This is a genomic window from Kitasatospora sp. NPDC032121, assembly GCF_055580145.1.
Genome location: NZ_JBVILX010000005.1, coordinates 137,766 through 162,637, shown reverse-complemented (window position 1 = coordinate 162,637; position 24,872 = coordinate 137,766). Strand labels below are relative to the sequence as shown.

Genomic DNA, 24,872 nt, shown 5'->3' with positions numbered 1-24,872 from the left:
GCTGCTGGTCGGCGCCGCCCGCCCGAGGGTGCGCCCAACTCAGCGGCAGGGGAGGCGCATTGGCGCGCGACGGCACGGTACTGCGGATCGGCAACGCCTCCGGGTTCTACGGGGACCGCTTCGCGGCGGTGCGGGAGATGCTCACCGGCGGGCCGCTGGACGTGCTCACCGGGGACTACCTGGCCGAGCTGACCATGCTCATCCTCGCCCGGGACCGCTTGAAGGACCCGTCGCTCGGCTACGCCAGGACCTTCCTGCGCCAGATGGAGGAGTGCCTCGGCCTGGCCCGGGATCGCGGCGTGAGGATCGTGGTCAACGCGGGCGGCCTCAATCCGGCCCGGCTCGCCGAGGAGTTGCGCGCGCTGGCCCGGCGGCTCGGCGTCGAGGCGGCCGTCGCCCATGTCGAGGGCGACGACCTGCTTCCGCGCCGCGCCGAACTGGGCCTGCCAGACGTCCTGTTGGCCGCCAACGCCTACCTCGGAGGGTTCGGCGTCGCGGCCTGTCTGGCCGGCGGCGCCGACGTGGTGGTGACCGGCCGGGTGACGGACGCGGCGCTGGTCGTCGGCCCCGGGATCGCCCACTTCGGCTGGACCCCGCAGGACCTGGACGCCCTGGCGGGCGCCGTGGTGGCCGGGCACGTCCTGGAGTGCGGCGCCCAGGCGACCGGCGGCAACTACGCCTTCTTCCACGAGCACGACGTCACCCGCCCCGGCTTCCCGCTCGCCGAGCTGCACGCCGACGGCTCCAGCGTGATCACAAAGCATCCGGGCACCGGCGGCGCCGTCACCATCGGCACCGTCACCGCCCAACTCCTGTACGAGACCGGCGGATCGCACTACCTCGGCCCCGACGTCACGGCCCGGCTGGACACCGTGCGGCTCACCGGGCAGGGCCCGGACCGGGTCCGGATCGACGGCGTGCGCGGCGAGGCCCCGCCGCCGACCCTGAAGGTGGGCCTCAACCGGCTCGGAGGCCACCTCAACGAGGTGGTGTTCGTCCTCACCGGCCTGGACATCGAGGCCAAGGCCGCGCTCGTCCGGCGGCAGTTCGACGACGCCCTGCCGGCCGGTTCCCGCCCCGCCGAACTGCGCTGGACGCTGGCCCGCACCGACCACCCGGACGCCCCGACCGAGGAGGCCGCCTCCGCGCTGCTCCGGTTGGCCGCCCGGGACCCGGACCCGGCCAAGGTGGGGCGTGAACTCGGCAAGGCGGCCGTGGAGTTGGGGCTGTCCGGCTATCCGGGCTTCCACCTCACCGCCCCGCCGGGGCCGGGTGCGCCGTACGGGGTGTTCAGCGCCGCGTACGTCGACGCCAAGGCCGTCGAGCACACCGCCGTCCTGCCGGACGGCCGCCGGATCGTCGTACCGCCGCCGACCGTCACCGGGCAGGCCCGCCCGGTGGAGGGCGAGCTGCCCGAGCCGCTGCCGGCCGGCCCGACCCGGCGGGCCCCGCTCGGCCTGGTGGCCGGCGCCCGCAGCGGCGACAAGGGCGGGGACGCCAACCTCGGCGTCTGGGCCCGTTCCGCGGACGGCTGGCGCTGGCTGGCGCACGTCCTCACCGTCGAGAAGCTGCGCGAACTCCTCCCCGAGACGGCGGAGTCGACCGTCACCCGGCACGTGCTGCCGAACCTGCGCGCGGTCAACTTCACCCTCACGGGACTGCTCGGCGAGGGCGTCGCCGCCCGGCACCGCTTCGATCCGCAGGCCAAGGCCCTGGGGGAGTGGCTGCGCGCCCGTCACCTCGACATCCCGACCACGCTCCTGGACAGCCCGGAGGCCCCGCTGTGACCGTCCTGACCACCCGCGTCGACCCGGCCGGGCCCGAGTACGCCGAGCACCGCGCCACGATGCTCGGCCGGCTCGCCGAGCTCGACGCCGAGCACGCCAAGGCGCTGGCCGGCGGCGGCCCCAAGTACGTGGAACGTCACCGCAAGCGCGGCAAGCTGCTGGCCCGTGAGCGGATCGAGCTGCTGCTCGACCCGGACTCGCCCTTCCTGGAGCTGTCCCCGCTGGCCGCCTGGGGGAGTGACCACCCGGTGGGCGCGGCGCTGGTCACCGGCATCGGCGTGATCGAGGGCGTCGAGTGCGTGGTCACGGCCAACGATCCGACGGTGCGCGGCGGCGCCAGCAACCCGTGGACCCTGCGCAAGGCCCTGCGGGCCAACGAGATCGCGCTGAACAACCGCCTCCCGCTGGTCAACCTGGTCGAGTCCGGCGGCGCCGACCTGCCCAGCCAGAAGGAGATCTTCATCCCCGGCGGCGCCCTCTTCCGCGACCTCACCCGGCTGTCCGCCGCCGGGATCCCCACCGTGGCCGTGGTGTTCGGCAACTCGACGGCCGGCGGCGCCTACGTGCCCGGCATGTCCGACCACACCGTGCTGGTCAAGGAGCGCGCCAAGGTGTTCCTCGGCGGCCCGCCGCTGGTGAAGATGGCCACCGGCGAGGAGGCCGACGACGAGTCGCTCGGCGGCGCCGAGATGCACGCCCGGGTCTCCGGCCTGGCCGACCACTTCGCGGTGGACGAGGCGGACGCCCTGCGGATCGCCCGCCGGATCGTCGCCCGGTTGGACCACCGCAAGCCCGGCCCCGCCCCGGATCCGTCCGCCGAGCCGCCGAAGTACGCCGAGGAGGAGCTGCTCGGCATCGTCCCGGGCGACCTCAAGGTGCCCTTCGACCCGCGCGAGGTGATCGCCCGGATCGTCGACGGCTCCGACTTCGACGAGTTCAAGCCGCTCTACGGCGGCAGCCTCGCCACCGGCTGGGCCCGTCTCCACGGCTACCCGGTCGGCGTCCTGGCCAACGCCCAGGGCGTGCTGTTCAGCCAGGAGTCCCAGAAGGCCGCCCAGTTCATCCAGTTGGCCAACCAGCGGAACACCCCGCTGCTGTTCCTGCACAACACCACCGGCTACATGGTCGGCAAGGACTACGAGCAGGGCGGCATCATCAAGCACGGCGCGATGATGATCAACGCCGTCGCCAACTCCAAGGTCCCGCACCTGTCCGTGCTGATGGGCGCCTCCTACGGGGCCGGCCACTACGGCATGTGCGGCCGCGCCTTCGAGCCGCGCTTCCTGTTCGCCTGGCCGAGCGCCAAGTCCGCGGTGATGGGCCCGCAGCAGCTCGCCGGAGTGCTGTCGATCGTCGCCCGGCAGTCCGCCGCGGCGAAGGGGCAGCCGTACGACGAGGACGCGGACGCGGCGATCCGGGCGATGGTCGAGCAGCAGATCGAGGCCGAGTCGCTGCCGGTGTTCCTCTCCGGCCGGCTCTACGACGACGGCGTGATCGACCCGCGCGACACCCGTACGGTGCTCGGCCTGTGCCTGTCCGCGATCCACAACGCGCCGGTCGAGGGCGCGCACGGCTACGGCGTCTTCCGCCTGTAAAGGACCACCGAGACAATGATCACCAACCTGCTGGTCGCCAACCGGGGTGAGATCGCCCGCCGGGTCTTCCGCACCTGCCGGGAGCTCGGCATCGCGACCACCGCCGTCCACTCCGATCCGGACGCCGGGGCCCCGCACGTGCGGGAGGCCGACGCCGCCGTCCGGCTGCCCGGCGCCGCGCCCGCCGACACCTACCTGCGCGCCGACCTGATCGTCGGGGCCGCGCTCGCCGCCGGGGCCGACGCCGTCCACCCCGGGTACGGATTCCTCTCCGAGAGCGCCGAGTTCGCCCGGGCGGTGCTCGACGCCGGTCTGGTCTGGGTCGGCCCGCCGCCGGCCGCGATCGCCGCGATGGGCTCCAAGACCGCCGCCAAGCGGCTGATGGCCGAGGCCGGGGTGCCGGTGCTGGGCGCGCTCACCGAGCCCGCCGAGGCCGACCTGCCGCTGCTGGTCAAGGCCGCGGCGGGCGGCGGCGGGCGCGGCATGCGCGTGGTGCGGAGCCTGGCCGAACTCCCCGGCGCGCTGGCGGCCGCCAGGGCCGAGGCGGCCAGGGCCTTCGGCTCGGACGAGGTGTTCTGCGAGCGCTACCTGCCCGCCGGACGCCACGTCGAGGTCCAGTTGCTGGCCGACGCCCACGGCACCGTCTGGGCGGTCGGCGACCGTGACTGCTCGCTCCAGCGGCGCCACCAGAAGGTGATCGAGGAGGCCCCGGCCCCCGGCCTGCCGGCCGAGGTCCGCGCCGAACTGCACGCGGCGGCCCGCAGCGCGGCCCGGGCGATCGACTACACCGGCGCCGGCACCGCCGAGTTCCTGCTCGCCGAGGACGGCCGGTTCTTCTTCCTGGAGATGAACACCCGGCTCCAGGTAGAACACCCGGTCACCGAGGCCGTCACCGGACTGGACCTGGTGGCGCTGCAGCTCGCCGTCGCCGAGGGCGCCGCGCTGCCGCCCGAGCCCCCGGCCTCCCGCGGGCACGCGATCGAGGCCCGGCTCTACGCCGAGGACCCGGCCAGGGACTGGCAGCCCGCCACCGGCACCCTGCACCGGCTCGAACTGACGCTCCCGTACCAGGAGTTCACCAGTACCAGTACCGGTGCCAGTGCCAGTACCGGTGTCGGTGCCGGTGCCGGTGCCGGTGCCGGAGCAGAAGCCGGATCCGGAGCCGGATCCGGAGCAGGCACCGGACTGCGGCTGGACTCCGGCGTGGCCGCCGGCAACGAGATCACCCCGCACTACGACGCGATGCTCGCCAAGGTGATCGCCTGGGCGCCCACCCGCGCCGCCGCCGCCCGCCGACTCGCCGACGCGCTCGCCCGCGCCCGCCTCCACGGCCCGGCCACCAACCGGGAACTGCTGGTCCGCGCCCTGCGCCACCCGGCGTTCCTGGCCGCGGACCTGCACACCGGCTTCCTGACCGAGCACACCGCCGAGCTCACCGCCCCGGACACCAAGGGCGCCGACCGCGTCGCCCTGGCCGCCGCCCTCGCCGACGCGGCCGGCCGCCGCGGCGCCCTGCCCTCCGGCTGGCGCAACCTGCCCTCCCAGCCGCAGCTCAAGCGCTACCGGGCCGAGGACGGCACCGAGTCGGCCGTCCGCTACCGGCTCACCCGGGCCGGCCTGCTGGCCGAGGACCACCCGGGCGTCGAGCTGGTCGAGGCCGCGCCGGACCGGGTCGTGCTGTCCGAGGACGGGCTCCGCCGCGCCTACCGCGTCACCCGGTACGGCGACCGGGTGTACGTCGACACCCCGGCCGGCTCCGCCGCGCTCACCGCCCTGCCGAGCTTCCCCGACCCCACCGTCCGCACCGATCCCGGTGCCCTGCTCGCCCCGATGCCCGGTACCGTCGCCCGGGTCGTCGCCGCCGTCGGGGACACCGTCACCGCCGGCCAGCCGCTGCTGGTGCTGGAGGCGATGAAGATGGAGCACCGCATCGCCGCCCCGACCGACGGCACCCTCGTCGAATTGCGCGCCGCCCCCGGCCGCCAGGTCGAAACCGGCACCCTGCTGGCCGTCGTCCAGCCCACCGAAGCCTGAGGAAGGACCCCGCATGTCCACCATCGGCAGTCAGCTCCTGGAGACCCCCGAACGCCAGGCCCTGCGCCGGGCCGTCGGCGACCTCGGCCGCCGCTACGGCTCCGCCTACTACCTCGCCAAGGCCCGGGCCGGCGAGCCCGCCGACGAACTGTGGGCGGAGGCCGGCAAGGCCGGCTACCTCGGCGTCAACCTGCCCGCCGAGTACGGCGGCGGGGGCGGCGGCATCACCGACCTCGCCATCGTCCTGGAGGAGCTCGGCACCGCGGGCTGCCCGCTGCTGCTGCTCATCGTCTCCCCGGCGATCTGCGGCACCGTGATCGCCCGCTACGGCACCGAGGAGCAGAAGCGCCGCTGGCTGCCCGGCCTGTCCGACGGCAGTCGCCGGATGGCCTTCGGCATCACCGAACCCGACGCCGGCTCCAACGCGCACCGGATCTCCACCGTCGCCCGCCGGGACGGCGAGGACTGGGTGCTGACCGGCCGCAAGGTTTTCGTCTCCGGCATCGACCACTGCGACGCGGTGCTGTTCGTGGCCCGTACCGAGGACGCGCGGACGGGCAAGCTGAAGCCCTGCCTGTTCGTCGTCCCGCGCGAGACCCCCGGCTTCGAGTACCGGGCGATCCCGATGGAGCTCGTCGCCCCGGAGAAGCAGTTCCAGGTCTTCCTGGACGATGTGCGACTGCCCGCCGACGCCCTGGTCGGCGACGAGAACGCGGGCCTGCTCCAGCTGTTCGCCGGCCTCAATCCCGAGCGCGTCCTCACCGCCGCGTTCTCGCTCGGCCTCGCCCGCCAGGCCCTCGGCAAGGCGGTCGAGTACGCGAAGACCCGCACCGTCTGGTCCACCCCGATCGGCGCCCACCAGGGTCTGGCCCACCCGCTGGCCCAGTGCGCGGTGGAGATCGAGCTGGCCCGGCTGATGACCCAGAAGGCCGGGCTGCTCTACGACGCCGGCGAGGACCTCGCCGCCGGGGAGGCCGCCAACATGGCCAAGTACGCCGCCGGCGAGGCCGCCGCCCGGACCGTCGACCAGGCCGTGCAGACCCTCGGTGGCAACGGCCTGACCCAGGAGTACGGGCTGGGCGCGCTGCTGGCCGCCACCAGGGTCGGCCGGGTCGCCCCGGTCAGCCGGGAGATGGTGCTCAACTACGTGGCCCAGCACACCCTCGGGCTGCCCAAGTCGTACTGAGCCTCGACGTCGCGAACGGACGTGCGGACACCCTCGCACCGGTCCCGGTGGCCGGTGCGACGGTCCGCGGTCGGGGGGAGGCCCGGGGGCGCACGGGTACGGTGCGCACCGCCGCGTCGGGCGCCCCCCGGGAGCAACCCGCGCCACACGAGGTCCCGCACGGGTTCCCCACAATGGCCGAGCCAGGCCCCCGACTGTCCGTATGCTCCTGAACGCGCCCCGCACGGAACTGTTCGCCGGTTTTGTTGCTACGTCAACTTCCTTACTGGAGGCTCATCTTGGTGTTCCGCAGCGAGTTCCCCGACGTTCCGGTGGTCGACCTGCCGATCCACGAAGCGGTGCTCGGCGCCGCGGCGAGGTACGGCGACCGCCCGGCCCTGATCGACGGCATCACCGGCGACATCGTCACGTACGCCCAACTCGCCGTCACCGTCGAGCGGATGGCCGCCGGGCTGGCCGACACAGGCGTCCGCCGCGGTGACGTCGTCGCCCTCTTCAGCCCCAACTCGACCGCCTACCCGATCGCCTACTACGGCGCGAGCAGGGCCGGCGCCACCATCACCACGGTCTCCTCCTTCGCCACGCCCACCGACCTGGCCGGCCAGCTGAGCGACAGCGGCGCCCGCTGGCTGGTCACCGTCTCCGCCTTCCTGCCGACCGCCCGTGCGGCCGCCGAACTCCTCGCCGAACAGGGCCGCCCGCTGGCCGAGATCTTCGTCCTGGACGGCGCCGAGGGCCACCGCTCGCTCACCGACCTGCTGACCACCACCGCCCCCGTCCCCGAGGTCGCCGTCGACCCGGGCGAGGACATCGCCGTGCTGCCGTACTCCAGCGGCACCACCGGCCTGCCCAAGGGCGTCATGCTCACCCACCGCTCGATCGCCACCAACCTCGCCCAGTGCGACGCCCTCTACCGCCCCGCCGAGGGCGAACGGGTGCTCGCCGTCCTGCCGTTCTTCCACATCTACGGCCAGGCCGCGCTGCTCAACCAGCCGCTGCGCTGCGGCGCCACCGTCGTCGTGCTGCCCCGCTTCGAGCTGGAGCAGTTCTGCCGCACCGTCCAGGAGCAGCGGGTCCAGGCCCTGGTGGTGGCCCCGCCGATCGCCATCGCGCTCGCCCGGCACCCGATCGTCGACCAGTACGACCTCTCCTCGGTCGAGTACCTGCTGTGCGCCGCCGCCCCGCTCGACCGCGAACTCGCCGACGCCTGCGCCCGGCGCCTGGGCCTGCCGCACCTGCTCCAGGGCTACGGCATGACCGAACTCTCCCCGGTCAGCCACGTCGTCTCCCCGCGCGAGGGCGACCCCTCGCCCGGCTCCGTCGGCCGGATGCTCCCCTCCACCGAGCTGCGGATCGCCGCCCTGGACGGCTCCGACGGCGACCTCGGACCCGACGAGCGCGGCGAGCTGCTGATCCGCGGCCCGCAGGTGATGAAGGGCTACCTCGGCCGCCCCTCCGAGACCGCCGCCGTGGTCGACGCCGAGGGCTGGCTGCACACCGGCGACGTCGGCTTCGTGGACGGACGCGGCTACCTGCACATCGTCGACCGGGTCAAGGAGCTGATCAAGTACAAGGGCTACCAGGTCGCCCCCGCCGAGCTGGAGGCCGTCCTGCTCGGGCACCCGCAGATCACCGACGCCGCCGTGATCGGCGTCCGGGACGCCGAGGGCACCGAGTGCCCCAAGGCCTTCGTGGTCCGCGCCCCCGGCAGCACCCTCACCGAGGACGAGGTCACCGGGTACGTCGCCGGGCAGGTCGCCCCGTACAAGAAGGTCCGCGTCGTGGAGTTCGTGGACATCGTCCCCAAGTCCGCGGCCGGCAAGATCCTCCGGCGCGAACTGCGCGCCCGCGAGGCCGCCCGCACCGCCGTCCGCTGACCGGCCCCAGGCGCCCCGGCGGCCGCGGACCCGCACCCGTCTGTGAGGATCTTCCTGCCGCGCCCCGACCGGGAGCCGCCGCGCCCCGACCGGAACAGGAACCGCCCGCCGCCATGACCAGCCACCCCGCCGCCCGCACCCCGCAGCAGGACCGCAGCCGAGCGACCAGGGCCCGGCTGCTGGCGGCGGCCGTGGACTGCCTGGCCGAGCTCGGCTGGCACGGCTCCACCGTCGCCGTCGTCGCCGAGCGGGCCGGCGTCTCCCGGGGCGCGGCCCAGCACCACTTCCCGACCCGCGAGGACCTCGTCACCGCGGCCGTCGAGCACGTCACCGCCGAGCGGCTGGCCGCCGTCCGCGCCCACGCGGACGAGCTGCCGGCCGCCGGACCGGACCGCACCCGCGCCGTCGTCGACATGATCGTGCGCCTCTACACCGGCCCGCAGTTCCGCGCCGCCCTGCACCTGTGGACCGCCGCCGCCACCGAGGAGTCGCTGCGTGAGCGGATCATCGCCCTGGAGGGACACGTCGGCCGCGAGGCCCATCGGGCCGCCGTGGAGTTCCTGGACGCCGACGAGAGCCGCCCCGGCGTCCGCGAATCGGTGCAGGCCACGCTGGACCTCGCCCGCGGACTGGGCCTCGCCAACCTGCTCACCGACGACAGCCACCGACGTTCCGGAGTGATCCGGCAGTGGGCGGGCGTTCTGGAGAGTACGCTGCGGCCGGTACGCCCATGACGCCCGTACACCCGGAGCGGCCGGAGGCCCTGACCAAGGGGTCGCCGGGCGGCCGATGTCCGTGCAGTCTGGAGAAGAACCCGGCCGGCACGGACCGCGTGGCCCAACCGGCCGGGCACGAGCCGAACCGGGGTGCTGCCTGATCATGCACGGACACGAGTGGGACGCTACCGACGCCGCCGACCCGGCACCGGGCGGTACCCCGGGCCGCCCCGAGGGCGCGCACCTTGAAGGCCACCGGCTCGTCCCGTTCGCGACGGCGCTGCTCCAGGACGACGGACTGATCCTGCACTGGAACGAGGACGCCGAGGCCCTCCTGGGCTACACCGCCGAGGAGGCCGTCGGCAGCTACGCCGCCCAGCTGCTCACCGACGAGTCCGACCGCACCGAGGTGCTCGACCTCTTCCAGCGGATCATGAGCGGCACCGGCTGGTCCGGTGTCTTCCCGGTCCGCCACCGCGACGGCCACAAGGTCGACCTGGAGTTCCGCACCTACCCGATCGCCGGCCCGGTCGGCACCCTGCTGCTGCTCGCCACCGCCTCCGACACCCGCGCCCTGCACGCCGTCGAGGCCGACCTCGCGGTGCTCGACGGCATCTTCGACCGCTCGCCGATCGGCATGGCCGTCTACGACACCGAGCTGCGCTACGTCCGGATCAACGAGGCACTCGCCCGGATGAACGGGGTACCGGTCGCCGCCCACCTCGGCCGCCGGATACCCGTCGTGCTGCCCGGCATCAACAGCGCCGAGATCGAGCAGATCATGCGCCAGGTGCTCAATACCGGCAAGCCCGTGGTGGACGCCCGCTCGCACGGCAGGGTCCCCGGTGACCCCAAGCGGGACCGCGCCTGGTCCGCCTCCTACTTCCGGCTGCAGGACTCCACCGGCCGGATCTTCGGCGTCTGCTCCTCGATCATCGACGTCACGGAGCGCTTCCAGGCCGAGGCCCGCGCCGCCCGCGCCCAGGAACGGCTCTCCACCATCGCCGAGGCGACCGCCCGGATCGGCACCACCCTCGACCTCCAGCGCACCGCCGAGGAGCTGATCGAGGCCGTCGTCCCCCGGTTCGCCGACTTCGCCACCGTCGACCTGCTGGAGCCGGTGCTGCGCGGCGCCGAGCCCACCGCGATCCCCTCCGACCGCAACATCACGCTGCGCGCCGTCGCCGTCGGGGAGTCCTACGAGACCGGCCTGGCCCACGCCGTGGACGTGATAGGCGAGACCTCCGAGTACGCCCCCGACCGCAGCTACGTCCAGTGCCTGCGCAGCGGGAAGCCGCTGCTGCGCGCCCAGGTGGACGAGGAGGCGCTGCGCGGACTGGTGGCCAGTGAGGACCGGGTGGCCCCCGGCATGGCGGCCGGCATCCACTCGTACATGATGGTGCCGATCACCGCCCGGGGCATGGTGCTCGGTGGCTCCGAGTTCATCCGGATGCGCAACCCCCAGCCGTTCACCGCCGCCGACGTCGCCCTCGCCGAGGAACTGGTCGCCCGCACCGCGCTGGCGCTCGACAACGCCCGGCTCTACCGCCGCGAGCGGGAGACCGCCCTGACCCTCCAGCGCAGCCTGTTGCCGCAGGAGGTCCACCGCACCCTCGGCCTGGAGATCGCCTACCGCTACCTGCCCAGCAGCGTGGTCAGCGAGGTCGGCGGCGACTGGTTCGACGTGGTGCCGCTGTCCTGCGGGCGGGTCGCCCTGGTGGTCGGCGACGTGATGGGCCACGGCATCCGGGCCGCCGCCACGATGGGCCAGCTGCGCACCGTCGCCCGGACCCTCGCCACCCTCGACATGCCGCCCGAGCAGGTCCTCACCCGACTGGACGAGACCGCCTCGGGAATCGGCGAGGGCCAGTTCGCCACCTGCATCTGCGCGGTGTACGACCCGCTGGAGCGCACCGTCCAGGTCGCCTCGGCCGGACACCTGCCGCCGGTCCGGGTCGCCCCCGACGGCACCGCCACCCGGGTGGACGTGCCGCCCGGGGTGCCGCTGGGCGTCGGCGGGGTGGCCTTCGAGTCGATCGAGTTCACCATCCCCGAGGGCGGCATGGTCACGCTCTACACCGACGGCCTGGTCGAGCGGCGCGGCCAGGACCTGGACGCCGGGATCGACCAGCTCGCCCGCACCCTGGCCGGCCCCGGCCGGACCCTGGAGGAGAGCTGCGACGCCGTCCTCGCCGCGCTGGTCACCGACGGCACCGAGGACGACATCGCGATGATCATGGCCCGGGTGCTGCCGCTGCCCGCCGACCGGATCGCCAGCCTGCCGCTGTCCGGCGGCGGCCGGCTGCCCGGCAGAGCCCGCCGCTTCACCCGCGCCACCCTCGAGGCCTGGGGCCTGTCCGCGCTCACCGACTACGCCGAACTGCTGGTCAGCGAGCTGGTCACGAACGCCCTGCTGCACGCGGACGCCCCGCGCCGGCTGAGACTGTTCCGCGACCGGGTGCTCACCGTGGAGGTCTCCGACGCCGGCGGCCAGACCCCGCAGCTGCGCCCGTTCGCCGAGCAGGACGAGGGCGGGCGCGGGATGTTCCTGGTCAGTGAGCTGGCCCAGCGCTGGGGCACCCGGCTCACCCGGGACGGCAAGGTGGTCTGGGCGGAGCTGGAGCTGCCCTTCGGGACCTCGTAGGAACGACCGTTCCGCGGACGAGAACGGCCGTTCCCCAGGGGGAAACGGCCGTTCTCATCCGTTCTCGGGCGCCCTTGCGGGCCCCTGCGCTTCCGTTCTCGGGCGCCCTTGCGGGCCCCTGCGCTTCCGTTCTCGGGCGCCCTTGCGGGTCCCTACGCGTCGACCTTCGACCGGACGGCCGGTGCGTCGACCGTGCCCTCCGCGCCGCTCTGCGCCCCGGGCCTCCGCTCGGAGAGCCCGCGCAGCATCCGCCAGGCCATCACGGCCGCACCGACCAGCAGCGCGGCGGCCAGCAGTCCGGCGCTGTTCATGCCGTGGACGAAGGACTCCCGGGCGCTCGCCAGCAGCGGCTGGGCGAGCTCCGGCGACAGGCCCCGGGCCGTCTCGACGGCCGAGCCCAGCGACTCGCCGGCCCGGGCGGCGGCCGCCGGGTCCGTCCCGGCCGGGACGGCCAGACCGCTCGCGTACATCGAGCCGACCACCGAGCCCACCACCGCGATGCCGAGCGCGGTGCCCAGCTCGTACGCCGTCTCCGAGACCGCCGAGGCGGCGCCGGCCTTGTCGGCGGGCGCGGCGCTCAGCACCAGGCCGGCGCCGAGCGTGTAGACCACGCCCTCGGCCGTCCCGACCAGCAGGAAGGAGGCGGCCAGCAGCAGGTAGGCGGTGTCCTGCGACAGCCAGCCGAGCGCGCCCACGCCCAGACCCATCGCCAGCAGACAGGCCGTCAGCGCCTTGCGGGCGCCGAAGCGCCGGGCGATCGCGGCGGTCAGCAGTCCGCCGGCCACCGATCCGGCGAAGGCCGGCAGCTCGGCCAGGCCCGCCTGGAGCGGCTGGTAGCCGCGGACCAGCTGGAGGTACTGCGAGACCACGAAAATCACGCCGGAGAGTCCGACCAGGGAGATCAGCGAGGCCGAGACGGCCGCGGTGAACCGCCGGTCGCGGAACAGCCGGACGTCGAGCAGCGGGGTCTCCAGCCGCAGCTGGCGGCGGACGAAGGCGAACAGCGCGGCGGCGCCCAACACGAAGGCGACCGGCACGTCCCAGCGGTCCACGCCGTGTGCGGCGGCCTCCTTGACCGCGTACACCACGCCGATCACACCGGCCATCGACAGGAACACGCTCAGCACGTCCCAGCGGCCCGGCTTCGGGTCCTTGGACTCCGGCAGCAGCCAGGCGCCGGAGACCAGCAGCAGGGTCAGCACCGGGATGTTCATCAGGAACACCGAGCCCCACCAGAAGTGCTCCAGCAGCACCCCGCCGACCACCGGCCCGAGGGCGGCGCCGGCGGTGGCCGCCGCACCCCAGATGCCGATCGCGGTGGCCCGCTCCCGGTCGTCCGGGAAGAGCCCGCGGATCAGCGAGAGGGTGGAGGGCATGATCGTCGCCCCGGCCACGCCGAGCAGCGCGCGGGCCAGGATCAGCCAACCGGCGCTCGGCGCGTACGCGGCCAGCAGTGAGGCGGCGCCGAACGCGGCGGACCCGGCCAGCAGCAGCTTCTTGCGGCCGATCCGGTCGCTCAGGGCGCCCATGCTGACCAGCAGGCCGGCCAGGACGAAGGAGTAGGAGTCGCCGATCCAGAGCAGCTGGGTGCCGCTGGGGCGCAGCGTCTCGCTGATCGACGGGATGGCGAGGGAGAGGACGGTCGCGTCCAGGGCGACCACGGTCACGGCCAGGACGAGGACGGCGAGGCCGGTCCAGCGCTGGCGGGCGGTCAGGGTGCTCATGCTGCCACCCCGCTTCGCTCGGCAGGCGCTTCGCACGATGCGCGCCTCGTGATGATTCGCTCGCTTCGGTCACTCATGGTTTATCGGTGTCCGGCCTGTGGTCGGCGGTGCTGGGGGTGGGGGTGGGGGCGCTGTCGGCGACGGGAGCGGGGGTGCGGGCGTCCGGTCTGCGCAGCGCGCCGCCGAGGAACAGCTCGGCGAGCGAGAAGGCGGCGTCGCGCGGGGCGAGCCGGCCGTCCTGGATGGCCCAGCCGACGCCGGCCACCAGGTCGAAGAAGGCCTCGCTCAGCCAGGCGGCGCTCAGCTCGATGCGGAACACGCCGTGCTGCTGGCCGCGCAGGAAGAGCGCGTGCAGCCGGGCGATCTGGACCTCCCAGAGGTCGTTGATGTCGTCGTGCTCGTAGAGCTGGTTCTCTCCGGCCAGGAAGGCGCAGAGCGCGGCGTCCGGGACGGAGGCGTCCACCAGGCGGCGCAGCGCGGCCTCGGCGTCACCCTGCTCGACCTCGGCGGTGTCCAGCGCGGTGGCGAACCGGCGCAGTCCGAGCAGGCCGATCTCGCGGATCAGCGCGTCGCGCCCCGGGAAGAGCCGGTGCAGCGTGGCGCGGCTGATGCCGGCGGCGCGCGCGATCTCGTCCAGGTGGGCGGTCGGGCGGCGGGAGAGCACGCCGACGGCGGCTTCCAGGACGGTGTCGCGATCGGTGGCCATGAGTCGAGTCTAGTTCATGTGAGACATGGATGTCTCACTATTGATGTCCGGCTCTCAGCTGAGGCGTGGGGGATCGGTGTCCGGGCAGCAAAAAACCGGGGACGGTGGGTGTACCGTCCCCGGTTCCGGGGTGTCGCGGTCGCGGCTCTGCTCTGCCGGCCCAGCTGCGGCGGCTCAGCTCTGGTTGTAGAAGCCGGTGTCGTCCATCGGGCGGTCGATCACCATGACCTCGACGTCGGCCGGGGTGAGCAGGAACACCCGCTTGGCGATCCGCTCGATGCCGCCCCTGGTGCCGAAGATCAGCCCGGAGGCGAAGTCGACCATGCGCTTGGCCTCGGCCTCCTCCATCTCGGTGAGGTCCATGACCACCGGGGTGCTCGCCCGGATGTGCTCACCGACCGTCCGGGCCGCCTCGAAGCCCGTCGGCCGCAGGGAGACGATCTTCGCGGGCGCGGGGACGGCCGGAGCCGTCTCCTGATCGATCCACTCGTCGTCGTACACCGCGGCCGGGTAGTTCCCCGAGGGCATCAGCCACCCGTTGTGGTGCTCGTCGCGAAGTGCTCCCATGCCGCGCCTCCCTGCCTCGTCCCGTCCTGGTCCCCCGGGGGCGCGTGCCGTTCTTGACACGTCATCCACTCGTCGGAACTGTCCGAGTATCGCACTGTTCACCGGTCCCGTGCCCGCTCGCAACCCCCGTACGAGTCGTGCCGCGCCGGAAACCCGGGCGAACCCGGGCACTCCCACTGACGCGGCGCAGCGCCGTACGGTTGCGCGCGTTGACCTTATCGGTCGCCGTCACGGCGTAATTGACCTTCTGTCAACAATGCGGAAACGATTTCACCCGCGGCGTCACTCGCCGGTCGCACCGTCGATCAATTCGCGCAGAAGATCCGCGTGGCCGTTGTGTCGCGCGTACTCCTCGATCATGTGGGTGAGGATCCAGCGCAGCGTCACCGGCTCGCCCCGGCGCGGCTTCTTGCCGACGGTGTCCAGCGGCAGGCCGGCGGCGGCGCCGCGGGCGGCCTCGACCTCGGCGCGCCAGGTGGCCAAGTCGGCCGCGACGTCGGCGGTGTCGACGTCGTCGAAGTCGCCGTCCTCGTTCTCCTTCGTCCAGTAGTGGCCGTTGGTGGTCTCCCGGCCGAGCAGGACGGACTGGAACCAGTACTGCTCCACCTCGGCCATGTGCCGGACCAGGCCCAGCAGCGAGAGGTTGGACGGCGGGACGGAGCGCAGCCGCAGCTGGTCGTCGGTCAGGCCCTCGCACTTCAGCGCGAGGGTGTCGCGGTGGTAGTCGAGGAAGGCGGTCAGGGTGGCGGCCTCGTCGGCCGTCGTCGGCGGGTCCACCCGCGGGTCCGGTTCGATCATGCGTGCCATCCTGGCGTCCGGCGGCGCCCGGGGCGAACGATTTTCGCCGCGGGGTCGCGGGGTCGCGGGGCCGCGGGTCGCGAGTCGCCGCGCCGTGATGGCCTTGCTCGCGCCGGGTTCAGCCCGCCGTCGCCCGGCGGCGGGTGCGGGCCGTCCGCCACAGGCCGACCACGCTGCCCAGCACCAGCAGCGCGATCACCCCCGCCGACAGGAGGAAGGCCGCCGAGCCCGGCCGGCCCGCGCTGGCCGCCGCCGTGACGTACACCGCGGTGGTCGGCACCACGCCGATCGCGGTGGCCAGCACGAAGGGCAGGAAACGGACGCCGGAGAAGGCCGCGCCGTAGTTGGCGGCCTGGAACGGCATTCCCGGCAGCAGCCGCAGCACCAGCACGCTGCGGAAGCCCTGCTCGGTGAACCGCCGGTCCAGTGTCCCGAGCACCTTGCCGCGCAGGTACGGGCGCAGCGCCTCGCGGCCGAGGCCCCGCCCGAGCACGAAGGCCAGGGCGGCGCCCACCGTGGTGCCGAGCACCGCCAGCAGCACGCCCTGCTGGATGCCGAGCAGCAGCCCGGCCGCCGCGTTGAGCGCCGGCCGGGGCACGAAGGCGAGTGTCCCCACCGCGTAGACCAGGGCGAACAGCGGGCCGAACCAGTACCCCGGCATCCGCTCCGCCAGCCCGCCGGACAGCAGCTCCGTCGGGCTCCACAGCAGCAGCGACCCGGCGGCCGCCGCGAGCACCACCACCAGCAGGGCGAACCGCCACCAGGGCGAACGCGACGGGACGGCGGCGGGTACCGGCGGCGCGACCGGCGGCGCGGGCAGGGCCACGACGGGCGGCGCGGGAACGGCATCGGGCTCGAACACCGCCCGAGCCTAACCGGTGCCCGGGCCCCGCCCGCGCCGGGTCCCGGCTCAGCTGTACGGGCTCTTCTCCGGGTTGTAGTGCCAGTACTGGTTGTAGGCGCCCGCGAGGTACTTCCACTGGATCACCGGGGTACCGTTGTCGATGACGCCGCCGGAGACGTCGAGGACCAGGCCGCTGTTGGCGTTCACGATCCGGCGCGGGGTGCCGGGGTGGCTGGCCGGCGGGTCGCTCCACTGCTGGTTGCGGCCGCCGTTGCAGCTCCACTGGCTGGCCTGGACGCCCGGGGCGGTGCTGAAGGCGGCGATCTCCAGGCACTTGCCGCTGTGCAGGTTGATCCAGCCCTGGGCGGTCTGGGTCCACTTCTGGTTGTCGCCGCCGGTGCAGGTCCAGATCCGGACCGGGGCGCCGTTGTCGGTGCGCCAGTCGGCGACCTCCAGGCAGAGGTCGTTCGTCCCGGCGTACATCCCGGTGCGGATCTCGGCGGGTCCGAAGTCGGCGGTGGTGGAGGTGGTGGCGGTGGCGGGCGGGGCGGTGAGGGCCACCGCCGCGGTGGCGAGGACGGCGGCGGCGGTGGAGAGACGGGCTCTGAGGGGCATCTGTTCGACCTCCGTGGTCAGTGCACCTGGCGCGGCCGGGCGAGGAATCCCAGCAGGCGTTGCCAGGAGTCCCGGGCCGCGTCGGCGTGTTCGACAGCGGAGAGTTCGAAGAAGTTGTGCGGGGTGTGAGGATATTTGACGAACTCGTGCGGGCAGCCGGCGGTGGTGAGGGCCGCGTCGAAGGCCGCGACCGTGTCCGCCGGGATGTGCTCGTCGGCGCCGCCCCAGAAGGCGAGGATCGGGGCGGTCAGCTCCCCGGCCAGCTGGGTGGGCCCCGGGGCGCCGTTGATGGCGTCCGGGTAGCCGTAGTAGCCGACGGCGCCGGCCAGGCCGAAGCGCGGCGCGGCGGTGCGGAAGGCCTGCCGGCCGCCGAAGCAGAAGCCGAGCGCGACCACCTCGGCGGGCCCGACGGCGCGCAGCCGGGCCAGGGCGGCGGTGATGTCGGCGTCCAGTCCGTCGGGGGTGAGCGCGAGCAGGTGGGGGAGCAGGTTCGGCAGTTCGCCGAATTCCGCCGGGCGCTTTTCCGGGAATGCGCCGGCGGTGCGGCCGTAGTAGTCGAGGACGAGCGCCGGGTGGCCCTGTTCGGCGAGTCGGGCGGCGGTCTGCCGGTAGAACGCGGAAAGGCCCTTGTTGTCCGGCAGGACGAGCACGCCCGGCCCGGTGGCGATCTCCGGGCGGGCCAGGAAGGCGCCGAAGCGGGTGCCGTCGGCCGAGGTCAGGACCAGTGGGGCGGCCTCGGCCAGCGGCCACGGGGCGGGGGTGAAGGCGGGCGGGGCGGCGTCCGGGTCGTAGCACACGGGGAATCCCTCTCGTGGAACACGAAGAACCGCCGGGCGCGGTTGCGCCCGGCGGTTCGAGACCTTAGTCGGGAATTCCCTCGGGAATGCACCATCATATCGCGGGGAGATCTTTTTCGGAAGTCTTTTCCGGTGACGTTGTGGTCACGTTTTCACCGGTCCCGCTTTTTCCGGCGGTGTTTTTCCGGCGGTGCTTTCGCGGTCGGAATTCCGCTCGGCCAGCCGCAGCGCCCCTGCGCTCAGCAGCAGGGCGCAGGCGAGCGCGGTGACCAGCCCGAAGGAGACCGTCAGCGAGGTGGCCTGGGCGAGGGCGCCGATGACCGCGGGGGCGATCAGGCCGGAGGTGTAGGTGACGGTGGCGACGCCGGCGATGGCCTGGCTGGGATTGGTGCCGATCCGGCCGGCCGCGGCGAAGGCGAGCGGGACGATCACCGCGATGCCGATGCCGATCAGGCCGAAGCCGGGGATGGCCAGGGCGGGGCTGTCGGCGGCGACCACCAGCAGGCCGCCGGCGGTGGCGACGGCGCCGCCGATGCGGGTGGTGCGGACGGCGCCGAGGCGGCGGATCACCGCGTCCCCGGCGAGCCGGCTGACCGCCATGGTGAGCGAGAAGGCGGTGTACGAGGCGGCGGCGACGGTGGCCGAGGCGCCGGTGACGTCCCGCAGGTAGACGCCGCTCCAGTCCATCGAGGCCCCCTCGGCGAAGACCGCGCAGAAGCCGACCAGCCCGATCACCAGCGAGCTGCGCGGTGGCAGGGCGAACCGCGGCGGCTCCTCCGCGCCCTCGTGCGCCCGGATGTCCGGCAGGCCGCGGCAGACGGCCTGGGCGAGGACGAGCAGGACCGCCGCGGTGACGGCCAGTTGGAGCCGGGCGTCGAGGTCCAGGTGGGCGGCGAGGATGCCGAAGGGGGAGGCCAGCAGGCCGCCCGCGCTCCACATCCCGTGCAGCCCGGACATGATCGAGCGGCCGAGCCGCTCCTCGATCTCCACGCCCTGGGCGTTCATCGCCACGTCCGCCATCCCCGAGGTGGCGCCGTACGCCAGCAGCGCCACGCACAGCGCCGGCAGCGAGGGGGCGAGGGCGGGCAGGGCGAGGGCGAGGCACCAGAGCGAGAGCAGTCCGCGCACCGCGGCCCGGCCGCCGTAGCGGTGGACGAAGCGGCCGGCCAGCGGCATGGCGAGGGAGGAGCCGATGGCGGGCATGACCAGGGCCAGTCCGAGCTGGCCGGCCGAGAGGTGGAGGTGGTTCTGGATCCAGGGGATGCGGGTGACGAAGCTGCCGGTGACGGCCCCGTGCACGCAGAAGACCAGGGCGATGCTCGCCCGGGCCCGGCGCGGTGCGGTCAGCGGCTCCGGTGGTGGTGTGGTGGTCCCGGTCATGCGGTGTCCCTCCCGGTCGCGCGGCGCGGGCGCGACAGTGCCCTTGACGGTCGATAAATTATCAGGGAGGGATCCTGATAGAAAGGCTCTGGAAGGATGATCTGCCATGACCACCGCGCGTACGGCCACGCCGAGCACCGCCCGGGCGATCAACGACCGGCTGGCGCTCAACCTCCTGCTCGAACAGGGGCCCCTCACCGCGACCGAGCTGCGCGACCTCACCGGCCTGTCCCGGCCGACCGTCGCCGACCTGCTCGAACGCCTCCAGCGCACCGGCCTGGTGGCCGTCGTCGGTGAGCGCGGAGAACAGCGGCGCGGCCCCAACGCCCGGCTCTACGCGCTGGTCGCCTCCCGGGCGCACCTCGCCGCCGTCGACGTCCGCTCCGGCGGCGTCAGCCTGGTCGTCGCCGACCTGGCCGGGCGCAGCCTGGCCACCGCCGAGGTCCCGGTCGACGGGGACGGCGGGCCGGACACCGCCGGGGCGATCGTCGCCACCCTGCTGGAGACCGCCCGCGGCGTCGGCGTCGAGCGGCTGCACACCGTCGCGGTCGGCGCCCCCGGACTGGTCGACCCGGCCACCGGGCGGCTGCAGAGCACCGGCAAGCTCCCCGGCTGGCACGCCGAGCTCCTCGCCGCGCTGCAGGAGCTGCCCGGCACCGAGGTGATCCTGGAGAACGAGGTCAACCTGGCCGGGCGCGCCGAGTACCGGGTCGGCGCCGCGCGCGACCGCGACACCTTCGTGCTGATGTGGCTCGGCCACAGCGTCGGCGCCGCCGTGATCCTGGACGGCCGGCTGCGCCGGGGCTTCTCCGGCGGCACCGGCGAGATCTGCTTCCTGCCCGTCCCCGGCACCGTCGGCCTGCCCAGCGCCGACAGCTGCGAGGGCGGCTTCCACGGCCTGGTCGGCAGCGCCGCGATCTGCGCGCTGGCCCGCGCCCACGGACTGCCCGCCGACCGCGCCGGGGACGCCTCCGCCGCCGAGGCCGCCGTACGGGCCGCCCTGGTGGCCGGCCCGGTGGGCGAGGGCTTCCTGGACGCGCTGGCCGAGCGGATCGCACTCGGCGCGGCGAGCGTCTGCGTGGTGCTGGACCCCGGCTGCATGGTGCTCGGCGGCGAGGTCGGCCGGGCCGGCGGGCCGGAGCTGGCCGGCCGGGTCGAACGGCGGCTGGCCCTGCTCTCGCCGCTGAGCACCGAGGTGCGGGCCGGTACGGCGGGCGGCGGTGCGGTGCTCGCCGGCGCGGTGCTCACCGCCGGCGACGCGGTGCGGCGCGATCTCTTCGGCGAGCCGTGACGGCCCTCGCGTGACCGTCCGTGCCGCCGGTACGGCAGGATGGCGCGGGGGCGCACGCCTCCCGATCCCGAACCACCGTCAGGAGACGTACATGGGCCAGCCCGAGGTGCCGGCCAACCCGTACCGCATCGGCGAGGCCGCGGCGCTGCTCGGCGTCAGCGCCGACACCATGCGGCGCTGGGTGGACGCCGGGCGGGTCGCCGCCGCGCGGGACGAGAACGGGCACCGGATCATCCCGGGGGCCGAGCTCGCCGCCTTCGCCCGGGAGCTGGCGCGGCCGGAGAACGCCGAGACGGAGGGCCGGCCGTCCTCGGCCCGCAACCGCTTCCCGGGGATCGTCACCGACGTGGTGCTCGGTGACGTGGCCGCGCAGGTGGAGATCCAGGCCGGCCCGTTCCGGGTGGTGTCGCTGATCAGCCGGGAGTCGGCGGAGGAGCTGAACCTGGTGCCCGGCGCGCCCGCCACGGCGGTCATCAAGTCCACCAACGTGATGATCGAACGGCGCTGACGCTCCTCGCAGGAGCCGTCGCACCGAGTCGCCGCAGGAGTCCCGCACGAGCCCCCGCAGCACTCGCCGCAGGACCCCCGTCACGAGTCCCGGAACCGAACGAGAGGCCCCGGATGCCACCCCAGCACCTGCCGACCACCCAGAGCGCCGTGCTCGCGATCGAGGCCGTGGCCGCCAGGCACGGCCGCACCGTCCGCGCCCAGCACGACATCGGCCGCGACCGGACCTTCGCCGGGCTGGTCGGCCCGGACGGCCCGGGCGACGAACTCGACGGGGCCTGCGGCACCATCCCGCACGAGGCGCTGCTGGAGTTCGACGGCAGCCCCGCCGTCACCGTCCGGCTGTTCACCCACGACGAGGTCACCGTCACCGTCGAGGGCATAGCCTTCGACGTCGACCGCGACCGCGTCCCCGGCTTCCTGAACGCCGTCTGGTCCGACCTGGTGCACGTCAAGGCACGCACCTTCCCGCCGTCCACCACGCTGATCGTCACCGTCCCCGGGGAGCCGAGCCACCGCGAGAACGTCGGCGTCCGCGACCTCACCCCGTGGCTCGCCGGAAGGATCCGATGAACACCGCCGCCAAGCCGCTCGCCGTCGCCCACCGCGGCGACCCGTTCCGCTTCCGCGAGAACACCCTGCCCTCCGTCGAGTCCGCGTTCGCCGCCGGGGCCGACGCCGTCGAGGTGGACGTCCAGCTCACCCGCGACCGGGTGCCCGTCCTGCTGCACGACCGCACCCTGGGCCGGCTCTGGGGCGACCCGCGGTCGATCGACCGGGTCACCGCCGAACAGCTGGAAGAGCTGCGCCAGGGCCCGCTCGCCGTCCCCACCCTCGCCGAGGCGGTCAAGGCGGTGGCCGCCGTCGAGGGCCGCCGGCTGCTGATCGACCTGGACGACGCCCGGCCGGCCGCGGCCACCTGGGAGGTGGTCACCGGCCTCGGCGCCGAACGGGCCGTCGCCTTCTGCGGCCCCACCACCGCCATGCTCGCGGTGCGCGAACTCAGCCCCGACGCCGAGATCGCGCTCACCTGGAAGCAGCTCCGGATGCCCGTGCGCGCCCTGCTGGACGACCTGCGCCCGCGCTACCTCAACCCGCCGTTCGGCCTGGTCACCCCCGACTTCACCGCCGCCGCGGCGGGCGAGGGGCTCGCCGTGTCCACCTGGACCGCCGACCTGCGCCGCACCATGCGCCGACTGCGCGACACCGGCGTCGCCTCCATCACCTCCAACCGGATCGGCGTGCTGCGCTCGGTGCTGGACGGCCGCCGGTGACCGAACCGGTCCTCGGGCGGCGGGCGCTCGGCCGGGGCCTGCCGGCCCGCCGGCAGCTGCTCGCCCGCACCGACCCGGCGCCCGCCGCGCTGGTCCACCACCTCGGCGGCCTCCGGGCCCAGGCCGTACCCCAACCGCCCTCCGTCCTCCCGTTCGCGCCGCCGCGCCGGGCCGATCGGCGGGCGGCGGAGGCCGAGGCGGAGCGGGTGCTGGCCTTCGCGGGGCCGGGCGGCGGCGGGTCCGTGCGGTTCGGGGAATCCGGGTAGCTCGTTCGGGTGCTCCCGGCCGATCCGCCGCGCGGGCCGTCGGAACCTCTGCTGAGCTGGGGCGGTTCGGAAACGTCGACGACCCCCCGGCGGAGGTGGCCGTGTCCGTGGAGCGTGCGCCCGGCGAGGATCCGCGGCCGGACCACCGCAGGCCGTACCTGATGCTGCCGCCCGCGCTGCGCCGGGCGGCGGCCTGGTCACTGGCGGTGATCCTGCTGATCGCCGTCGCCTCGCTGGTGGTCTTCGCGCTGGTCGAACTGCGGGCGGCCACCGTGCCGTTCGTCCTGGCCCTGCTCGGGGCCTCGCTGCTCTACCCGGTGGTGCCCTGGCTGGTGCGCCGGGGCGTCGGACGGAGCCTGGCCGCCGGGCTGACCTGCGCGGTACTGGTGGCCGCGGTCGGCGGGGTGATCGCGCTGCTGGTCAACTCCCTGGTGCACAGCGCCCCGCAGATCGCCTCCTCGCTCCCGGCGGCCGGGCGGCGGCTGTCCGGCTGGCTCGGACCCTTCGGGGCGAAGATCGAGCACGCGCTGAGCAACGCCAGGGGCGAGACCAACTCGCTGATCTCCACCCTCACCAACGGGGTGCTCTCCGGGCTCGGCCTGCTCACACAGGTGATCACCGGCGGGGTGCTGGCGCTCGCCCTGGTGTTCTTCTTCCTCCGGGACGGGCACCGCACCGGCGACGTCATCCGCTCCTACCTGCCGGAACGCAGCGCCACCACCGTGATCGCCTGCGCGGAGCGGGCCTTCGAGGCGATGGCCGGGTTCATGCGCGGCACCACCCTGATCGCCCTGATCGACGCGAGTTTCATCACCATCGGCCTGGTCGCCCTCGGCGTGCCGGGCGCGCCGGGGCTCGGCGCGCTGGTCTTCATGGGTGCCTACATCCCCTTCGTCGGCGCGTTCCTGTCCGGCACGGCGGCGGTGCTCGTGGCCCTCGCCAACGGCGGCCTCGGCACGGCCCTGTGGGCGCTCGGCGTGGTGCTCGCGGTGCAGTTGATCGAGGGCAACATCCTCCAGCCCGTCATCCAGAGCCGCACGGTCGAGCTGCACCCGGCCACCATCATGGTCGCCGTGGTGGCCGGCGCCGGCATCGCCGGCATCATCGGCGCCCTGCTCGCCGTCCCGGTCTGCGCCGCCGGCATGGGTGTCGTCACCGTGTTGCGGGGCGACCGGGCCCGGACGGGGAAGTCGCTTGCCGGGCCGTGAGTCGCCGTGTGATCATCACTAATGCGAAATGAGTCGCAATAGTGTCTGAGGGGGCGTTCATGGAGCTGATCGAGGTTGCCGGGACGGGGGCCGGGCCGTACGGGGTGGCGATGGGGGCCGACGGGGGTGTCTGGTTCACCCTGGTGCACGGCGGGGAGATCGGACGGCTGGCTCCCGACGGGGCGGTGGAGCGGTTCGGGCTCGGGGCGGCCGGGTGCGGGCCGGCGGTGATCGCGGCGGGGCCGGACGGGGCGATGTGGTTCAGCCGGTTGCGGGACCACCGGATCGGGCGGATCGACGCGGGCGGGGCGACGGCGTCCTTCGCGCTGCCGACGGCGGACGCCGGGCCGTACGGGATCGCCGCGGGGCCCGACGGGGCGCTCTGGTTCACCGAGTTGAACGCGAACCGGGTCGGGCGGATCACCGTCGACGGCGAGGTGACGGAGTACCCACTGCCGGTCGACGGGGCCTTCCCCTCGCTGATCGCGGCCGGGCCGGACGGCGCCCTGTGGTGCACGCTCCACCAGGCGGACTGCGGTGGCGAGGGTCGCCACGGACGGCGAGGTGACCGTCCACCGGCTGCCCACCGGGGGCACCGCGCCGGTCGGGATCGCCGCCGGGGCGGACGGGGCGCTCTGGTACGTCGGGATCGGCGGCGGGCTGGTCGGGCGGATCGCCGTCGACGGGGAGGTGACGGAGTATCCGCTGGCCGACCGCTCGGCCAGGCCGCACGCGATCGCGGCCGGGCCGGACGGCCGGCTCTGGTTCACCGAGTGGGGCGCCGGGCGGATCGGGGTGCTCACACCGGACGGCCGACCGGACGGGTACCCGATCCCGGGCGAGCGCGCCGAGCCGCACGGCATCGCCGTCGCCCCGGACGGCACGGTGTACGCGGCGCTGGAGCGTGGGCAGATCGCCCGGCTGACGCCGTAGCGGCGCCCGACGGACGGTCAGGAGGTCCCGGCCGCGCGGTCGGGAGGTCCCGGTCGGGGCCCGGGAACTCGGGCCCAGCGGCCCCGGGCGGGCGGGCCGAAGGGCCCTGGGGTGCGGAGGCGG

Annotated in this window: 21 protein-coding genes and 1 pseudogene; 14 read left to right on the top strand and 8 right to left on the bottom strand. The window is 74.3% G+C overall.

All coding sequences use genetic code 11. The features are described from left to right. Positions 1-59: 59 nt before the first annotated feature. The 7 genes from ACZ5OX_RS16840 to ACZ5OX_RS16810 all read left to right on the top strand — a co-directional run bounded on the left by ACZ5OX_RS16840 (position 60) and on the right by ACZ5OX_RS16810 (position 11,839). Positions 60-1,787 (top strand): acyclic terpene utilization AtuA family protein, encoded by a 1,728-nt coding sequence (locus tag ACZ5OX_RS16840; RefSeq protein WP_465630523.1) that lies wholly within the window; start codon positions 60-62, stop codon positions 1,785-1,787. Continuing rightward, a complete protein-coding gene (locus tag ACZ5OX_RS16835) occupies positions 1,784-3,382 on the top strand; it encodes an acyl-CoA carboxylase subunit beta (RefSeq protein WP_465630521.1) in 1,599 nt (532 codons plus the stop codon). The genes ACZ5OX_RS16840 and ACZ5OX_RS16835 overlap by 4 nt, the downstream gene beginning before the upstream one ends. A 15-nt stretch (positions 3,383-3,397) precedes the next feature. After that, on the top strand, positions 3,398-5,416 hold the full coding sequence (locus ACZ5OX_RS16830) for an acetyl/propionyl/methylcrotonyl-CoA carboxylase subunit alpha (RefSeq protein ID WP_465630519.1): 2,019 nt from the start codon (positions 3,398-3,400) through the stop codon (positions 5,414-5,416). 13 nt (positions 5,417-5,429) lie between these two features. Continuing rightward, positions 5,430-6,602: an acyl-CoA dehydrogenase family protein gene (locus ACZ5OX_RS16825; protein WP_449792490.1), complete on the top strand. Its 1,173-nt coding sequence runs from the start codon at positions 5,430-5,432 to the stop codon at positions 6,600-6,602. A gap of 278 nt (positions 6,603-6,880) precedes the next feature. Continuing rightward, entirely contained in the window at positions 6,881-8,479 is a 1,599-nt protein-coding gene (locus ACZ5OX_RS16820) for a 4-coumarate--CoA ligase family protein (protein ID WP_465630517.1), read from the top strand. Positions 8,480-8,592: 113 nt separating this feature from the next. Beyond that, the gene (locus ACZ5OX_RS16815) at positions 8,593-9,213 is read left to right on the top strand and encodes a TetR/AcrR family transcriptional regulator (RefSeq protein WP_392871252.1); all 621 of its coding nucleotides are present in this window, start codon (positions 8,593-8,595) and stop codon (positions 9,211-9,213) included. 145 nt (positions 9,214-9,358) lie between these two features. Further along, positions 9,359-11,839: a SpoIIE family protein phosphatase gene (locus ACZ5OX_RS16810; RefSeq protein ID WP_465630515.1), complete on the top strand. Its 2,481-nt coding sequence runs from the start codon at positions 9,359-9,361 to the stop codon at positions 11,837-11,839. A gap of 152 nt (positions 11,840-11,991) precedes the next feature. On the opposite strand, the gene ACZ5OX_RS16805 is transcribed toward ACZ5OX_RS16810, so the two are convergent. The 8 genes from ACZ5OX_RS16805 to ACZ5OX_RS16770 all read right to left on the bottom strand — a co-directional run bounded on the left by ACZ5OX_RS16805 (position 11,992) and on the right by ACZ5OX_RS16770 (position 19,270). Then, on the bottom strand, positions 11,992-13,563 hold the full coding sequence (locus tag ACZ5OX_RS16805) for an MFS transporter (protein ID WP_465630513.1): 1,572 nt from the start codon (positions 13,561-13,563) through the stop codon (positions 11,992-11,994). A gap of 73 nt (positions 13,564-13,636) precedes the next feature. Next, positions 13,637-14,269, bottom strand: coding sequence for a TetR/AcrR family transcriptional regulator (locus tag ACZ5OX_RS16800; protein ID WP_465630511.1), 633 nt, complete (start codon positions 14,267-14,269; stop codon positions 13,637-13,639). A gap of 174 nt (positions 14,270-14,443) precedes the next feature. Further along, a complete protein-coding gene (locus ACZ5OX_RS16795) occupies positions 14,444-14,836 on the bottom strand; it encodes a cell division protein SepF (RefSeq protein WP_449792495.1) in 393 nt (130 codons plus the stop codon). Between the two features lie 282 nt (positions 14,837-15,118). After that, positions 15,119-15,634, bottom strand: coding sequence for a DinB family protein (locus ACZ5OX_RS16790; RefSeq protein WP_465630509.1), 516 nt, complete (start codon positions 15,632-15,634; stop codon positions 15,119-15,121). 118 nt (positions 15,635-15,752) lie between these two features. Beyond that, positions 15,753-16,496 carry a TVP38/TMEM64 family protein gene (locus tag ACZ5OX_RS16785; protein ID WP_465630508.1) on the bottom strand — a complete coding sequence of 248 codons (744 nt, stop codon included), beginning with the start codon at positions 16,494-16,496 and terminating at the stop codon, positions 15,753-15,755. A gap of 48 nt (positions 16,497-16,544) precedes the next feature. Next, a complete protein-coding gene (locus ACZ5OX_RS16780) occupies positions 16,545-17,093 on the bottom strand; it encodes an RICIN domain-containing protein (protein ID WP_465630506.1) in 549 nt (182 codons plus the stop codon). A gap of 17 nt (positions 17,094-17,110) precedes the next feature. Continuing rightward, a complete protein-coding gene (locus tag ACZ5OX_RS16775; RefSeq protein ID WP_465630504.1) occupies positions 17,111-17,890 on the bottom strand; it encodes a dienelactone hydrolase family protein in 780 nt (259 codons plus the stop codon). A gap of 144 nt (positions 17,891-18,034) precedes the next feature. Next, entirely contained in the window at positions 18,035-19,270 is a 1,236-nt protein-coding gene (locus ACZ5OX_RS16770) for an MFS transporter (RefSeq protein ID WP_465630503.1), read from the bottom strand. A gap of 106 nt (positions 19,271-19,376) precedes the next feature. Between ACZ5OX_RS16770 and ACZ5OX_RS16765 the strand changes: the two genes are divergently transcribed. The 7 genes and pseudogenes from ACZ5OX_RS16765 (at position 19,377) to ACZ5OX_RS16735 (ending at position 24,749) form a co-directional block, all read left to right on the top strand. Further along, positions 19,377-20,561, top strand: a complete 1,185-nt coding sequence (locus tag ACZ5OX_RS16765; protein WP_465630502.1) for an ROK family transcriptional regulator — start codon at positions 19,377-19,379, stop codon at positions 20,559-20,561. A 91-nt stretch (positions 20,562-20,652) separates the two neighbouring features. Then, a complete protein-coding gene (locus ACZ5OX_RS16760; RefSeq protein ID WP_402408143.1) occupies positions 20,653-21,069 on the top strand; it encodes a TOBE domain-containing protein in 417 nt (138 codons plus the stop codon). Positions 21,070-21,182: 113 nt separating this feature from the next. Further along, the gene (locus ACZ5OX_RS16755; protein WP_465630501.1) at positions 21,183-21,641 is read left to right on the top strand and encodes a hypothetical protein; all 459 of its coding nucleotides are present in this window, start codon (positions 21,183-21,185) and stop codon (positions 21,639-21,641) included. After that, entirely contained in the window at positions 21,638-22,342 is a 705-nt protein-coding gene (locus ACZ5OX_RS16750; RefSeq protein WP_465630500.1) for a glycerophosphodiester phosphodiesterase, read from the top strand. The genes ACZ5OX_RS16755 and ACZ5OX_RS16750 overlap by 4 nt, the downstream gene beginning before the upstream one ends. Next, entirely contained in the window at positions 22,339-22,608 is a 270-nt protein-coding gene (locus tag ACZ5OX_RS16745) for a hypothetical protein (protein ID WP_465630499.1), read from the top strand. The genes ACZ5OX_RS16750 and ACZ5OX_RS16745 overlap by 4 nt, the downstream gene beginning before the upstream one ends. A gap of 101 nt (positions 22,609-22,709) precedes the next feature. Continuing rightward, positions 22,710-23,816, top strand: a complete 1,107-nt coding sequence (locus ACZ5OX_RS16740; protein ID WP_465630498.1) for an AI-2E family transporter — start codon at positions 22,710-22,712, stop codon at positions 23,814-23,816. 59 nt (positions 23,817-23,875) lie between these two features. Continuing rightward, positions 23,876-24,749, top strand: a pseudogene (locus tag ACZ5OX_RS16735) (Vgb family protein). Positions 24,750-24,872: the final 123 nt, after the last annotated feature.

Bases quoted from the DNA above. Each gene is read 5' to 3' on its own strand.
- ACZ5OX_RS16830 (WP_465630519.1), top strand. From the start codon at position 3,398: ATGATCACCAACCTGCTGGTCGCCAACCGGGGTGAGATCGCCCGCCGG.
- ACZ5OX_RS16825 (WP_449792490.1), top strand. From the start codon at position 5,430: ATGTCCACCATCGGCAGTCAGCTCCTGGAGACCCCCGAACGCCAGGCC.
- ACZ5OX_RS16815 (WP_392871252.1), top strand. From the start codon at position 8,593: ATGACCAGCCACCCCGCCGCCCGCACCCCGCAGCAGGACCGCAGCCGA.
- ACZ5OX_RS16810 (WP_465630515.1), top strand. From the start codon at position 9,359: ATGCACGGACACGAGTGGGACGCTACCGACGCCGCCGACCCGGCACCG.
- ACZ5OX_RS16805 (WP_465630513.1), bottom strand. From the start codon at position 13,563: ATGAGCACCCTGACCGCCCGCCAGCGCTGGACCGGCCTCGCCGTCCTC.
- ACZ5OX_RS16800 (WP_465630511.1), bottom strand. From the start codon at position 14,269: ATGGCCACCGATCGCGACACCGTCCTGGAAGCCGCCGTCGGCGTGCTC.
- ACZ5OX_RS16795 (WP_449792495.1), bottom strand. From the start codon at position 14,836: ATGGGAGCACTTCGCGACGAGCACCACAACGGGTGGCTGATGCCCTCG.
- ACZ5OX_RS16790 (WP_465630509.1), bottom strand. From the start codon at position 15,634: ATGATCGAACCGGACCCGCGGGTGGACCCGCCGACGACGGCCGACGAG.
- ACZ5OX_RS16780 (WP_465630506.1), bottom strand. From the start codon at position 17,093: ATGCCCCTCAGAGCCCGTCTCTCCACCGCCGCCGCCGTCCTCGCCACC.
- ACZ5OX_RS16770 (WP_465630503.1), bottom strand. From the start codon at position 19,270: ATGACCGGGACCACCACACCACCACCGGAGCCGCTGACCGCACCGCGC.
- ACZ5OX_RS16765 (WP_465630502.1), top strand. From the start codon at position 19,377: ATGACCACCGCGCGTACGGCCACGCCGAGCACCGCCCGGGCGATCAAC.
- ACZ5OX_RS16760 (WP_402408143.1), top strand. From the start codon at position 20,653: ATGGGCCAGCCCGAGGTGCCGGCCAACCCGTACCGCATCGGCGAGGCC.
- ACZ5OX_RS16755 (WP_465630501.1), top strand. From the start codon at position 21,183: ATGCCACCCCAGCACCTGCCGACCACCCAGAGCGCCGTGCTCGCGATC.
- ACZ5OX_RS16750 (WP_465630500.1), top strand. From the start codon at position 21,638: ATGAACACCGCCGCCAAGCCGCTCGCCGTCGCCCACCGCGGCGACCCG.